Raw genomic sequence first — 14,210 nt, forward strand, 5'->3', positions numbered from 1 at the left:
ATAGACACACGCCAGACTAGGCCTGGTTTATCTCAGCCAGATGACAGTGCGTGGCCACAGCTTTGTGCCGGCCGCCTCATGCAGGAGAAGACACACCCACCGCCCTGTTCCGCCCTGCATCCTTGGCACGGTAGAGTGCACGGTCTGCCCCGGCCACCAGATGGTCTGGCGCGACCCCCAGCAGTGGTACGACCGAGGCCAAGCCTATGCTGACCGTCACATGCGGGCTGGTCAGCGAGAAGGCATGGGGGATGGCCGCCTCGGCCAGCCTGAGCCGGATATGTACCGCCACCTCCATGGCACCGGCCTCGTCGGTATCGGGCAACAGGATGGCGAACTCCTCGCCGCCGTAACGGGCCGTAAAATCGCTGGCGCGGGTGACCGCGCCGCGCAGTATTTCGGCCACCTTGCGCAGGCATTCGTCACCCAGCTGGTGACCATAGCCATCGTTGTATTTCTTGAAATGATCCACGTCTATCATGAGTAGAGCCAAGGCGGTGCCGCTGCGGGCCGCGCGAGCCCACTCGGCGCTAAGACGCTGATCAAATGCCCGCCGATTGCCCACCCCGGTCAGCCCATCCTGCTGGGCCATACGGCCCAGTTCCATGTTGGCGTCCATCAATTGCTCATTGGCCGCATTGAGCGCATCTTGGGTGGCCTGCAACTCGTCAATGTTTTCGAGTAATTTCTCTTCAAATGCCTTGCGCTGCGAAATATCGCGCATCACGCAGGTAAACAGCCGCTTATCACCCAGCTTCACCTCGCTAATGGTCAATTCCAAAGGGAAGGAGCTGCCATCAGCGCGCTGGCCATCGACCTCGACCCGTTGCCCGATCACCTTGCCGCTGTGGGTGCCTGTCTCGATATACTGGAGGAAGCTGTTGCGATACTGCTCGGCCAGCACCTGCGGCAACAGCATGAATATCTCTCGCCCCATGACCTTGTGCAGGCCGTAGCCGAACACTGAGCTGACCGCAGGGTTGAGTGCCTGGACAATCGCATTTTCGTCCAGCACCACGATTGCGTCCTGCACACTCTCCAAGACTGAATTGAGGGTGGCTTCGTCTTCTATCATCTTGGCTTCCATGGCACGCATCTCAGTCAGATCGTGCACGATGGTCGCGGTAAAGTTTGGCTCTCTTCCGCCCATGCGGGGAGCCACAATCAGTTGTCGCGTTTCCAATGTGCGGCCATCGGGCAGGATCATCTGGGTATCGCCACTCCACGGCTTACCCTCCAGCGCCTGCGGCAAGCCCACGCGGCTGATCAGCTGGTAGGCCCATTCAGCCCAGCCTAAACGGATGGTAATGCCTTCCAGCGATGCTTCTGGCGCGATTCCCCGCATACGCCGTCCCGCCTGGTTCAAATAGATCAACTGCCCGTCAAGATCGCTCATGCCCACCATGTCGGGCAATACTTCGACCACGGCATGCAGCCTGTCCCGCTCTTCCTCCAATCGCTTCTGCTCGCTGATGTCATAGGCGATACCCATGGTGCCCAGCGCCCTACCCTCGGCATCACGCCTGACGGTCAGCGTCAGCAGTACCGGTATATGCCGGCCATCCTTGGCGACATAGGTCCACTCCCGCGTGCTGACACCATCGGTAGAGAGTAGCGAGACTGCCTCGAACAGGCTGGCATCCGGCTGTATGGTGCGCCCCAGCTCCTGGCTAAGCTGGGCGGCCATGCGGCTCAAATTGGCCGGTTCGTGAAACAGCATGGGAGTGGCGCGTCCTATTAGTTCGTCAGCGGCGTAGCCCAGCATCTGCTCGCCTGCACGATTGAGCAGACTGATCTTGCCGCTGGCATCGGTCGCCGCGATCATGTATGGGGCCGAATCCAGGATATTGCGCTGCAAGGCCTCGCTACTGGCCAAATCCAGCGCAGCCTGCTTGCGGGCAGTGATGTTGCGGCTGGTCAGTGTAATGCCCCACCCCATGGGCACCACCCGGTTCTCATACCAGCCTGGCTTGAGGCCAGCATGCTGCAGGTAGTCCTCTTCGACAAAGGGCTCGCCCGACTCCATGGCCCTGACGTAACGGTCGAAATAGCCAAGCTCGCGGGCTTCCGGATTGATCTGCGACTGTAGCTTGCCAATAAACGCTTCTCGTTGCATGCCCACTGCGCCCAGACCGATCTGGTTGGCTTCCACATAGAGAAAATCGACAATGCGGCCCGTTTCGTCCTTGACGGCCTCAAGCACGAAAACCGCATCAAGGCTGCCACTGAACACCGCGCGAAACAGTTCCTCGCTACGTGCAACCCGCGCCTGTATGCGGGCCATATCGGTCACATCACGGGCAAACAAAATGGCACCATCGAGATTGCCTTCGTCGTCATGCAGTGGCGCAAATGAAGCGTCAAACACCCGGCGCGATGATCCCAGGGTCAGGCGAACCTGCGTTTGCCTGCCTTGCAAGGCATGGGCAAACTGGTTCATCAGATTGGCCTGGTCTGCAGGGGACCGTGCCATCCATTCGTATAGCTGCGTGCCTACCGCCGGCACATCCCGGTACATGGCACCAAAGGCCTGCCCCAGCGCTGGATTGGCGAGTGTCACGCGTAAGCTGCGATCCAGTGCAAGGATAGGGTCACCGCTGCCAGTCACCACCCCTTGGACCAGTTGCAACGCATTGGCCAGTTGCGCCTCGTGATCCTTGCTGGCCTGAATATCGGCAAAACTCAGAATGCAGGCCATGGCTCGCAGCATCGGCCCTGGGCCCTGCGATATCATGCAGGCCACCCAGCGACGGCTGCCATCGCCCAGGCGCAGCTGCATCTCTAGGTTGGGTGCCTCCCCGTCCTCTAGAAACTTTGCCATTACCGCTTGTAGGCGCACTTGGTCTGCCTGCTCCAGCAAACTCCACCAGCCCTGGCCCTTGGCCAGAGCTGGATTCATGCCTGTAAGCCTGACCCAGTTGCGGTTGAAGAAATACCCCTCGCCCGCCTGATCCAGAACCACTACGCCTAGTGGCGCCTGCTCCAGCAAGGCCAGGAATACCTGCTCACGCGCATGCCGTGCCTCGCCCTTCAAGGCGCTACTTGCGAGCAGCACCCCGGCAATCAGCGCCAGCGCCAACGCACCGCCGCCAAACAGCAGGCTCAGCCGCATGGCAGCGTCTTGTGCCCGCATCAACGCGGCATCATCATAATGATTGAGCAACCACCAATGCTGCGGCCCCGGACCCGTCGCAAAAGGCAGGCGCAGACGTAACAGATCAGCCTGGCTACCGGGGTCGTTTGGCGTCAGCCTGCGAAAGCTCCATAGGCCTTGCTCATCCCGGTAATAGCCAGCAGTGCCGCTGCTGATGGCCGTCCATAAACCAGGGCGTAGCTGGCTCAGCAACCGGCCCTCACCTGTAATGGCACCGAAGTTGTCATGCTCTTGCCCGCCACGCAGCCATTGCCCGGCGGCATCAAGCAAGGCCACGCGCCCGCCGCCGCCCTCACCAAGCTTCTCCAGGAACTGGTTGGCCAGCAGGTTGACTACCAGAACACCGCGTTTGACGCCGCTGGCATCATAGAAAGGCGTCGCGAGACGCAGTGTGGGCTTGAATGGCCGTTCAATCTGTCCATGCTCGATATTGAGATCCAGGCCGGAGAGGTAGATACGGCCTCGTGCTAGCCCGACGCTATCCCTGAAATAATCGCGATTGGATTTATCCTGTAAGGCCTCTTCCGGCATGACCATCGGGGAGCCGCGATTCAGGTTGACCCGCAATCGCTCGCGCCCCTGCAGATCAATCAGTCTTATCTGGTCATAAACAGGCTTGTAGCTGAGAAAGCTGAGAAAGTGCTCGGCATGTGAACCCCATTCCGAGGCGGGACGCTCAACCCGGATGGCGAGCTCGGGGTCATTGGCCAGTAGCATCAAATCAACCGCTGCCGCCGTCACTGTCCCATACAGGTCACGCTGGGTTGCCGCCAAGTGCACATCTGCCTGCCGCGCAAGATCCTCCAGTGCCTGCTCGCGTTCCGTACGCCAAAGCCAAAGCGTCGCCAGCAGCGCCAAAAGCAACAAGGGCACGAAAGTGCGAAGAAACAATCGCATCCACAGCCTGCGTGCTGAGAGCGTGGTATCAGGAAGCATCCGTCCAATCCGGGCAAATTGACTGTTTATATATTTGATTCTTGTACATTGCAGTATAGGTGGCGATGCACAGGGTTTCTCCAAGCCTTATCGCCTGCAGCAGGCATCTGTCACGCAAGCGCGCGGCGGCCGGCATTTCGGCGTGCACTGCCAAGCGGTGCTTTACATTTCGGGACATCAAACCATAAAATACCGATCAGTATGCTTATTGGAGTACCGGCCTTGAACCGATCTGTCACCCCTGCCGCTGTCGAGCTGGATATACACGAGGCGCGTCAACGCGCCATTGCGGCCTTGCGCCAGCTGAGCCAGACACGCCCTGCGCCGGAGGTGAACTATGGCGAGATTGCGGCCGAAGCTGGCCTCCCCTGGCAGACCGTCAAGCGATTGCTGGGCCCTCGGGAAGAATTCACCGCCTTGCTGGAAGGTGGCGGGCCGGAACTGGTTGATACCCGGGATCGCATCCTGGATGCAGCCGCCCGGGTATTTGCCAATAAGAGCTATCTAGGTGCATCGCTGGATGAAGTGGCTGCCGATGCAGGCCTGACCAAGGGTGCCGTCTACTGGCATTTCAAGAGCAAGAGCGATCTGTTCTTTGCCCTGCTCGACAGCCGCTTCCAACAGGAATACGACGAACACCTGCCTGCCGCCCTGGCACGTGATGCCGCCCATACCGACCCCAAGGATGGCCTAAAGGAACTACTGGGTGGTGTAGTAGACCGAGTCAAGCAAGATCCGGACTGGCCCCGCCTGTTCCTGGAGTTCATGGGCCAGGCGCGCGACCCTGATGTACGTAACCGCCTGGCCACGGCCTATCAGGATTCCTGGCGTATGTCGGCCGGCCTCATTGCCCATCAGCATCAACTACGCGGCCAGCAGCCGCCGGCCGATCCTGAGTTGCTTGCCATCTTCTGGAGTGCCCTGATGGACGGTCTGATCATGGCCTGGTTGGTCAACCCCGAGCGCATACAACTCGACAGCCTGATGCCGCGCATGGTGGACATGCTCTGGCACGGCCTCGCTCCCGCTCCCGAATTCACGTCATCCCCTGCTATTGAGAAGGAGTAAAGCCATGCAAGCTCTCCGCCCCCGCTTTAATCGCCGTACCCTGGTCATCGGTGTCGTCGCTGCGCTGACCCTGGGCGGCATTGTTGCTTCCCAGACGGGCCGTGCTGCGCCTGACAGCCAGAAGAAGTCAGAAGCCCCCAAGGTATTCGAACTGTCCTCGTCTGACTTGGCTATCGTTGCTCACGGCGAGTTGAAGCAACCGGTGCCCTTGTCGGGCAGCCTGAGCGCCGTGCGCCAGACTGTTCTGTCGTCTGATGTCGAAGCCGTAGTGGCCGAGGTCATGGTGCGCCCTGGCGAAACCGTCAAGGCAGGCCAAATGCTGGCCAAGCTCGATACCCGTGAACTTAATGACCAGCTGATTGCCCGCTCGGCCAACCTGGACCGCACCCGTGCTGAACTGAAGCTGGCGGAGAAGAATCGCGCCCGCAGTGCCGACCTGCTCAAGCAAAACTTCATCTCTCCCAATAGCCACGATGCAGCCGAGAATCAATACGCTGTGGCACTGGCCCAGGTCAAGGCAGAGGAAGCCCAGGTCGCCATCGCCCGTAAAGCGCTGGGCGACGCCACCGTGCGCGCACCGTTCTCCGGCGTGATCGCCGAGCGATCGATCGAGCCTGGCGCCCGTGTAGGCGTTAGCCAAAAGCTGTTCAGCCTGGTCGATCTGGCCGAACTGGAGTTCGAGGCCAAGGTGGCCATGGCTGCGCTACCTCAGATCAAGCCCGCACAGGATGTCATCCTGCATATAGAAGGCTTTACCACCCAGCAGTTCAAGGGCCGAGTCGAGCGTATTGCTCCCGTGGCTGATAGCGGCACCCGCATGGTGTCGGTGTATGTGCGGCTGAAGAACACTGACGGCATCCTCAAGGGCGGCATGTTTGCTCAAGGTGAAGTGGCCGTTGCCACCGCCAGCGATACCGACATGCTGCCCCTGTCCGCCATCCGCGGCCTGGAAAGCAAACAGCCCTTCGTCTACACGATTGAAGGCGGCAAGGTAGTCGAACGCAGAGTGCAGTTGGGTTTGATCAACCAGCTCAGCAAGACAGCAGCCATTGCCAGCGGCACCAAGGCAGGGCAGCAGGTCATCATTGCCAAACTGGAGAACATCAAGCCCGGCCAGCGGGTCAAGTTGCCTGGTGAGGGCGATAAAGCGGCCGCCAAGCCGGCTACCAGCAGCAAGCAAAGCTAGCTAGCCTGCACTTAATCCCAGATCAAGGAAGGAACCCCACCTATGTGGTTCACCCGTATCAGCCTCCAGAACCCAGTATTCGCCACCATGATGATGGTGGCGCTGGTGGTGCTCGGCCTTGCCGCCTACTGGAAACTACCCGTCGAAGAAATGCCCGACGTGAAGTTCCCCTTTGTGGTGGTGGTGACCAGCTACCCCGGTGCATCGCCTGAAATCGTCGAGAACGAAATCTCTCGGCCCATAGAGGAGAAGATTGCGACCTTGTCGGGCATCAAGCATGTTTCGTCATCGTCCTATAACAGCCAGTCGGTGGTCGTCGCCGAGTTCGAGCTCAGCATAGACACCGAAAAAGCCTTGCGTGACGTACGCGAGAAAGTCGACGAGGCCAAGGTCGAATTCCGCGAGGAGATCACCGAGCCACAGGTCATTCAGGAGCGTAGTGATGACGAGGCTGCCATCTCGATAGCCTTGACCAGCGATAAGCTGACCATGAGAGAGATGACAGTCAAGGCCGATCAGTATGTCCGTCGGCAATTCCAGACGCTCAAGGGTGTGGGCTCAGCCGAGATCGTCGGCGGCGTAGCCCGACAGGTACGCGTGGAGCTGGACCCGCAGAAGATGCGGGCGCTGGGCGTGGGGGCCGATCAGGTGATCAGCGCACTGCGTAGCGAGAACCAGGAAGTACCTGTCGGCAACATCGAATTTGACAAGACTGAGCGGGTGGTTCAGCTCAAGGGGCGCATCAAGAACGCGGAGGATTTCCGCAATGTGGTCCTGAGCCGTCGTGATGGTCAGGTCATTGTACTGGGGGATGTGGCGACCGTGATTGATGGCGCCGAGGAAGAAACCTCCCTGTCGCTGGTGAACGGCAAGCGTGCCCTGTCAATCGACATTCGCAAGGTGGATGGCGCCAATACCATCGAGGTCACTGATGGCGTCAAGGCCATGACCAAGAAGCTGAACGAAGAGCTGGCGGCAGAAGGCTTGAGCCTGATGGTGATCAACGACTCGTCCAAGGGTATACGTACTTCCCTGGCTGATGTGAAGGCAACCCTCTTCGAGGGTGCACTGCTCACCATCCTGATCGTCTGGCTGTTCCTTGGTTCATGGCGCTCGACCGTGATTACCGGCCTGACCTTGCCTGTAGCACTGATCGGTACTTTCTTCTTCCTGCAGGCCTTTGGCTTCTCGCTCAATGTAATGACGCTGATGGCCCTATCGCTGTGCATAGGATTGTTGGTGGACGATGCCATTGTGGTGCGCGAGAACATCGTACGGCATATAGAAATGGGCAAGGGGCACTACCAGGCATCAATGGAAGGCACTCAGGAAATCGGCATGGCTGTATTGGCCACCACACTGACCATCGTGGCGGTATTCCTGCCTGTCGGTTTCATGGGCGGCATCATAGGCAAGTTCTTCTACCAGTTCGGCATTGCCGTCTGCGCCTCGGTGCTGATCTCCATGCTGGTGTCGTTTACCCTCGACCCCATGCTTAGCTCGGTCTGGCACGATCCGCACGCCCACGGCATGCGCCACAAGGGCTTCTTCGGTCGCATACTCGATGGCTTCGAGGCCTGGATGGACAAGGTTTCAGCGTTTTACAGTAGAGTCATACGCTGGGCCTTGGGTGAACAACGCTTTGCCCTGCCCCGCTGGCTGGTGCTGTGGCTTGCGGCGGCGGCCTTCCCCATCACGCTGCTGGCACTGATCACCCGCCCGCGTGCACGCGCCTGGGTGATGTCCGGCTTCAGGGGCAAGCCCACCTGGTCGCATCGCTTTGTGGTGTCACTTATCGGCCTATCGTCGGTGATAGTGGCCCTGATGTTCCCTTTCATGGGTTGGGTGGGCGGCGAATTCCTGCCGAAGTCCGATCAAAGCCGTGTCTATATCGACTTCCGTACTCCCATCGGTACTGCCTTGGACTACAGCACCAGCAAGGCCATGCAGGTAGAGGCCGCGCTGGCCGAGTTCAAGGAAATCGAGGAGATCTACACCACCATAGGCAGCAACAACAAGCACATCATCCGATCCAATATCAAGCTGGTCAGCAAGAAAGAGCGTGAAGCGAGCCAGGAAGAAATGGTCAAGCGCATCCGCGCTCGTATCGAGCGTATCGCGGGTATCGAAGTACGCAGCGTGCGTGGGCCTAGCGGCGGCGGCGGCGGCGCGCCGGTACAGATACAGGTGCAAGGCAAGGATCTCAATGAGCTCAAGCGCATTGCCGAAACCATTGCTGAACGCCTCAAGCGCATACCTCATCTGACCGAGGTGCAGACTTCGCTCCGGGCGGCAAAACCGGCGATCGATATTGAAGTCAACCGCGAGATGGCTGCCCAGGTCGGGCTGTCGGTCGGCCAGATTGGGCAAGCCTTGCGCCCACTGATTGCCGGAGACGAAATCACCACCTGGAAGTCGCCAGACGGTGAGAACTACGATGTGATACTGAAGTTGCCCAAGTCCAATCGCCGCATTGCGGAAGATCTGGCTGAGCTACCCATCTCCAGCCACGATGTGGATGCTCGTACCGGCCAACCCATCATGATCCCCTTGGGTCAGGTAGCCTCGGTCAAGGATAGCGGCACGTCGACCTTGATCGAAAGGCGTGATCAGTACCGCAACGTCACCATCAGCGCCGAAGTCGAAGGCGTGCCGGTGGGTTCGGTGCAGGGCGAAGTGAAGAAGGTGCTGGAGAGCATACAGATGCCACCAGGCTACCGTCAGGTGCAGGAAGGTGACAACGAGTTCATGCTGGAATCGGCAGGCTACGCCGGCATTGCCATGCTGATCGGCGCCGTGTTCATCTACCTGGTACTTGCCTCGCAGTTCGGGAGCTTCCTGCAGCCGCTGGCCATCATGATGTCCATGCCACTTAGTCTGCTGGGGGTATTCCTGGCACTGAAGGTCTGGGGCTCCACTCTCAACCTGTTCTCCATCATCGGCATCATCATGTTGATGGGGCTGGTGACCAAGAACGCCATTCTGCTGCTGGACTTCGTCAATCGTCTGCGTGAGGACGGCAAGTCGCGCTTCGACGCCGTGGTCGAGTCGGGCCGGGTACGTCTGCGCCCTATCCTGATGACCACCTTTGCCATGATAGGCGGCATGCTGCCGCTGGCCCTGGCTCTGGGCGAAGGGTCAGAGTCGAGGGCACCGATGGCGCACGCCATCATAGGTGGGGTGATTACCTCCACCCTGCTGACCCTGATCGTGGTGCCGGTGTTCTACACCTATCTCGACGACATGGTCAGCTGGTTGAAGGGCTTCTTCGTCAAGCCTATCGATGGCAAACATGGCCCGGTTGAACTACAGGTGGCCGAGCAACCAGGCAGCGGCCGCTGATTGAGCGTATGCGCCCTCCTGCGCGGAGGGCGCACTCAATCTTGGCTTGTCGTCTTTCGTGTACATTTTCCGCCATTTCATCGCATTCAATCTCACGGCATAGCCGTCTATCGCTAACATCCAGCCCGTTCCTGATGCTGCAGCCGGCACTGCCAGATAGCTCGGCCTGGATCACCCCATAACAAAGGCAATAGAGGACAACATGCAACTGATCACCGTTTTTACCGAACCCAGCAAACTGTTCGAGCGACTCAAGGAAAAGCCCGATGTCCTCTTCCCCATGGGCCTGTTCATTCTGGTCAGTTGCCTAGTCATTTTCTTCTACTTCAGCCGGGTGGACGCCGACTGGATGATCATGCAGACCCTGTCGGCCAATGAGGACATGAAGCCAGCAGAGATAGAAGCCGCCAAAGAACACATGAGCGGCACCATTATGATGATTAGTGGCCTGATTGGCGCCGCACTTGGTATACCGGTGGTCTACTTCATCATGGCGGCATACTACATGCTGGCCGGGAAAGTACTGGGTAGCGATCAGCGCTTTGTTGCCTGGCTGTCATTCTCGCTCTGGTCATCGATGCCGCAATTGTTATCTGGGCTTGTCGCGCTGGTAGGCATAGTCAGCATGTCGCCCGAAACCACGCTGCAGTCGCTGAACCTGACCCACTTGTCTCCCTTGCTGATGGACTTACCCAGCAACAGCCGCTGGTATTCGCTGGCTACCAGCGTGGACTTGCTGAGTATTTGGTCCATGGGCCTCGCCGCCGTCGGCCTGCGCAGCTGGACCGGTAGCAGCTGGACGTCAGCCATCATCGTCGCCGCCCTGCCCTCTGTGGTCATCTATGGCATCTGGGCCGTGGTCGTCGCCGTGATGTAAGCCCCCAATTGCGGTGCAGGCAAGAGCCTGCACCACTTCTGTTTACCTTTTTGCCAGCATTTATTACCGAGACATCCATGAAGCTTCCGTTCAAGAAAAAGTGGCTGGGCCTGATTGCCGTCATCGGCATCATTGCGGTTCCCCTGGTGGTCAAATCCAAATCCGGCGGTGACGGCAAACCGGTAGACATCGCGATTGCAGCGCAGCAGGAGATCAAGCCCACCATCCTGGCCTCAGGCAGCCTGACCTATCGTACCGAGGTCGACCTGCGATCCGAAGTCACGGCACGCGTGCAAGAGATCCTGGTTGCAGAAGGTGACGATGTGAAGGCTGGGCAATTGCTGCTGCGGCTGGACCCGGAAAGCTATCGCAACGCCATAGAACGCGAAGAAGCCGGTCTGCGGCAGAGCAGTTTGAGCATTGAACAGCAGCGCACCGCGCTGGAACTACGCCGTATCCAGTTCGAGCGCACCCGCAAGCTGTTTGAAGCCCGTATGGTTGACCATTCCAAATTCGACCAGGATAAGAACCAGTTGCAGTTAGCCGAAGTGGAATTGAAATCCAGCAAAGAAGCCTTGCGTCGCGCTGATGCTGTACTGAAGGAGGCCCGCGAGCAACTGGGCAAGACCGAAATTCGCGCACCCATGGCGGGTCGTGTCGTCAGCCTGCCCATCAAGGTCGGTGAGACTGCGATTCCTTCCATTTCCAGCCAGGCCGGCGCCCAGTTGCTGACCATTGCCGATACCTCGGCCATCCAGGCGGAAATCAAGGTGGATGAGGGCGATATCGCCAAGGTCAATGTTGGCCAGGCCGTTGACATCTACCCGGCAGCGTATCCCGAGACCGCCTTGAAGGGCCTGGTTGAGAAAGTCGCATTGGCCAGCACCACAGAAGGCCAAAGCCGAGCCTACAAGGTCACCGTCAGCCTGAAGCCGGATACCAGCCTCAAGCTGCGCTCGGGCATGAGCGCACGTGCCGAGATATTTCTGAGTGATGGCAACAAGCGCCTGGCTGTGCCGGTCGAGGCCGTTATCACCGAAGAAAAGGAAAATGCCAAGACCACCCAGCGCTTCCTCGTACTGGCACAGGATGGCAAGGCCAAGCGGGTGGAAATCGAACTGGGTACGTCCGATGACCGCTGGCAGGAAATCACCAAGGGTTTGAAGGTAGGTGACAGTGTAGTGACAGGCCCAGGCAAGACCCTGAATGAGCTGAAGAATGGCGACCCACTCAAGGCCAATGAAAAGAAGGCCGACAAAAAGAGCACGAACAAGGATGAAGCCGAATGAGTCGGGCCTTGATAGAGCTGTCGGGCATCGTCAAGCGCTACCGTATGGGCGACACCGAGTTTGAGGCCCTGCGCGGTGTGGACCTGCAGATACAGCGTAACGAATACGTGGCACTGGTCGGGCCATCCGGTTCAGGCAAATCCACCCTGATGAATCTGCTGGGCTGCCTGGATACCCCAACCACTGGGCGCTACACGCTGAACAATCGCGATATCGGTACCCTGCGCGATGATGAACTGGCCGCCATACGCAACCAGGAAATCGGCTTTGTGTTCCAGAGCTTTCATCTGCTGCCGCGCATGACAGTACTGGGCAATGTCGCACAGCCGCTGGTGTATAGGGGCATACCACTCAAGGAGCGTGAACGGCAGGCGGCGGAGTCTTTGCGCCGGGTTGGCCTGGGTGACAAGCTGCAACACCGGCCCAACCAGCTGTCAGGGGGGCAGCGCCAGCGCGTGGCTGTGGCCCGGGCGCTGGTAGGCAATCCCTCCCTGCTGCTGGCAGACGAACCGACCGGCAACCTGGACTCCCGTACCAGCGAGGAAATCATGGCCCTGTTCGATGCCCTCCACCAGGATGGCCAGACCGTGGTGCTGGTCACGCACGAACCTGATATTGCCGCCCATTGTCAGCGCACCGTACGCGTCAATGACGGGCGTATCGTTTTTGACAGCGCAGCACCAGCCACTGTCAGCGAGGTGGCCGCATGATCATCGTCATGATTGAATCACTGCGTGCCGCCATGGCCAATATCCTGGCAAATCGCTTGCGCAGCTTTCTCACTACCCTGGGTATCCTGATCGGCACCGCCGCCGTGGTCGCCGTAGTGGCCTTGATGCAGGGCTTTGCCCAGTCGATCTCGGCCCAGTTTGCCGATCTGGGCGGCGGTTCGCTCAAGGTGGAAGCCCTCAACACCCGGGAAAACCGGCTGAGCGGTGACTATCGCTACCTGAAGGATTCCGACCTGGATCTGTTGCGCTACCGGGTGGAAGGCGTAGGACATGTGGCTCCCATCATGGCAGCACCGCTGGGTACCGCCAGCCATCGTGCCGAGACGGCCACGCCATTTGTACTGGGCATTACCGCCGAATACCAGATGATAGAACGGCGCTTTACCCGTCTGGGTCGTTTTCTGGTACCAGCTGACAATGACACCCGTCGCCGGGTCGTCGTCATCGGCGACAAGGTGCGCGAAGATCTCAAGCTGCCGGACAATCCAGTCGGCAGTTACATCCAGCTGGGCCGTGAATGGTTCAAGGTGGTGGGCGTCATGGAATCACGTGGTGAGGTCTTTGGTTTCAACCAGGACAACTACGCCCTGATTCCTTTTGAGACGGCCAGGGCATTGACAGGCAACAAGGCCAAGGTGGATTTTGAGATCAACTTCACGATCTCCCAACTCGACGAGGTTGAAGCGGTCAAGGCCAGGGTGACGCGCGCCCTGCGTATCAACCACAACCTGAAGTTTGATGAGGAAGATGACTTCGAGATCCAGTCGCCGGATCAGATTGCCAAGACCTTTGAAAAGATCACCAGCATGGGCACCCTGGTGCTGGGCGGCATCGTCGGTATCTCCCTCTTGGTGGGCGGTATAGGCATCATGACGGTGATGCTGGTATCGGTAACAGAGCGGACGCGCGAGATCGGCATCCTGAAAGCCTTGGGTGCAACCCGACGCGACATCCTGGTGCAGTTTCTGATCGAAGCCGGTTTGCTCAGCCTGATCGGTGGCCTGATCGGTATCGCCATCGGCTACGGCCTGGGGCATGGCGTGGCAGCATTGATACCCAACTTCCCACCGGCATCCGTGCCGCTGTGGGCCAGCCTGGGGGCGGCAGCCTTCTGTGCCGTGGTGGGCGTGGTGTTCGGTATCATGCCCGCCTCCAAGGCCGCCAACCTTGATCCTATCGAGGCCTTGCGCTACGAATAACCGCTATTACCGGCCCGGCAAGCAGTACATGGCCGCCCCTCGCCTGCCACGCAATACATCTGCGTGCTCAGTTTAGGGTCGGTCATGCCAGCATGTGCAGAAGACAGGCGGAAGCATACCGCCGCACTGCATCGCATTACCTTAGGGGAGATTGATGAGCGATAAGAACCGGTCCCTGGCGCTGATCCTGTGCCTGCTGTTTGGCTGGGTAGGTGCCCACCGCTTCTATGCAGGCCGGACCATTTCCGCCGTGATACAGCTATTCACCCTGGGTGGCTTGTGCATCTGGGCAATGATAGACCTGCTGATCATCCTGTTTGGCGAGTTCAAGGATAGCAATGAACTGAAGATAGCCGACTGGAAGATGGACTAACTATACAGCGCCTCCAAACTGCGCATGCGGGTGCTTGGTACCCATGTTTAACTTC

At 59.0% G+C, this 14,210-nt stretch carries 9 protein-coding genes; 8 read left to right on the forward strand and 1 reads right to left on the reverse strand.

Annotated features, from left to right (window positions below; translation table 11 throughout):
- Positions 1-76: 76 nt before the first annotated feature.
- Positions 77-4,051, reverse strand: a complete 3,975-nt coding sequence (locus QQK16_RS09270; RefSeq protein WP_284196172.1) for a PAS domain S-box protein — start codon at positions 4,049-4,051, stop codon at positions 77-79.
- Between the two features lie 261 nt (positions 4,052-4,312).
- Between QQK16_RS09270 and QQK16_RS09275 the strand changes: the two genes are divergently transcribed.
- From QQK16_RS09275 to QQK16_RS09310, 8 genes are all read left to right on the forward strand, one after another.
- Positions 4,313-5,158, forward strand: coding sequence for a TetR/AcrR family transcriptional regulator (locus tag QQK16_RS09275; protein WP_284196173.1), 846 nt, complete (start codon positions 4,313-4,315; stop codon positions 5,156-5,158).
- Between the two features lie 4 nt (positions 5,159-5,162).
- Entirely contained in the window at positions 5,163-6,344 is a 1,182-nt protein-coding gene (locus QQK16_RS09280; protein ID WP_284196174.1) for an efflux RND transporter periplasmic adaptor subunit, read from the forward strand.
- A gap of 42 nt (positions 6,345-6,386) precedes the next feature.
- Positions 6,387-9,686, forward strand: coding sequence for an efflux RND transporter permease subunit (locus QQK16_RS09285; protein WP_284196175.1), 3,300 nt, complete (start codon positions 6,387-6,389; stop codon positions 9,684-9,686).
- 202 nt (positions 9,687-9,888) lie between these two features.
- A complete protein-coding gene (locus QQK16_RS09290) occupies positions 9,889-10,563 on the forward strand; it encodes a Yip1 family protein (protein WP_284196176.1) in 675 nt (224 codons plus the stop codon).
- 77 nt (positions 10,564-10,640) lie between these two features.
- Positions 10,641-11,852, forward strand: a complete 1,212-nt coding sequence (locus QQK16_RS09295) for an efflux RND transporter periplasmic adaptor subunit (RefSeq protein ID WP_284196177.1) — start codon at positions 10,641-10,643, stop codon at positions 11,850-11,852.
- Entirely contained in the window at positions 11,849-12,562 is a 714-nt protein-coding gene (locus QQK16_RS09300) for an ABC transporter ATP-binding protein (RefSeq protein ID WP_284196178.1), read from the forward strand. Before QQK16_RS09295 ends, QQK16_RS09300 begins: the two co-directional genes overlap by 4 nt.
- 8 nt (positions 12,563-12,570) lie before the next feature.
- Positions 12,571-13,782: an ABC transporter permease gene (locus QQK16_RS09305; RefSeq protein WP_284196179.1), complete on the forward strand. Its 1,212-nt coding sequence runs from the start codon at positions 12,571-12,573 to the stop codon at positions 13,780-13,782.
- A gap of 154 nt (positions 13,783-13,936) precedes the next feature.
- A complete protein-coding gene (locus QQK16_RS09310; RefSeq protein ID WP_284196180.1) occupies positions 13,937-14,155 on the forward strand; it encodes a TM2 domain-containing protein in 219 nt (72 codons plus the stop codon).
- Positions 14,156-14,210: the final 55 nt, after the last annotated feature.

It is taken from the genome of Chitinimonas prasina (assembly GCF_030160395.1).
Classification (GTDB): Bacteria; Pseudomonadota; Gammaproteobacteria; order Burkholderiales; family Chitinimonadaceae; genus Chitinimonas; species Chitinimonas prasina.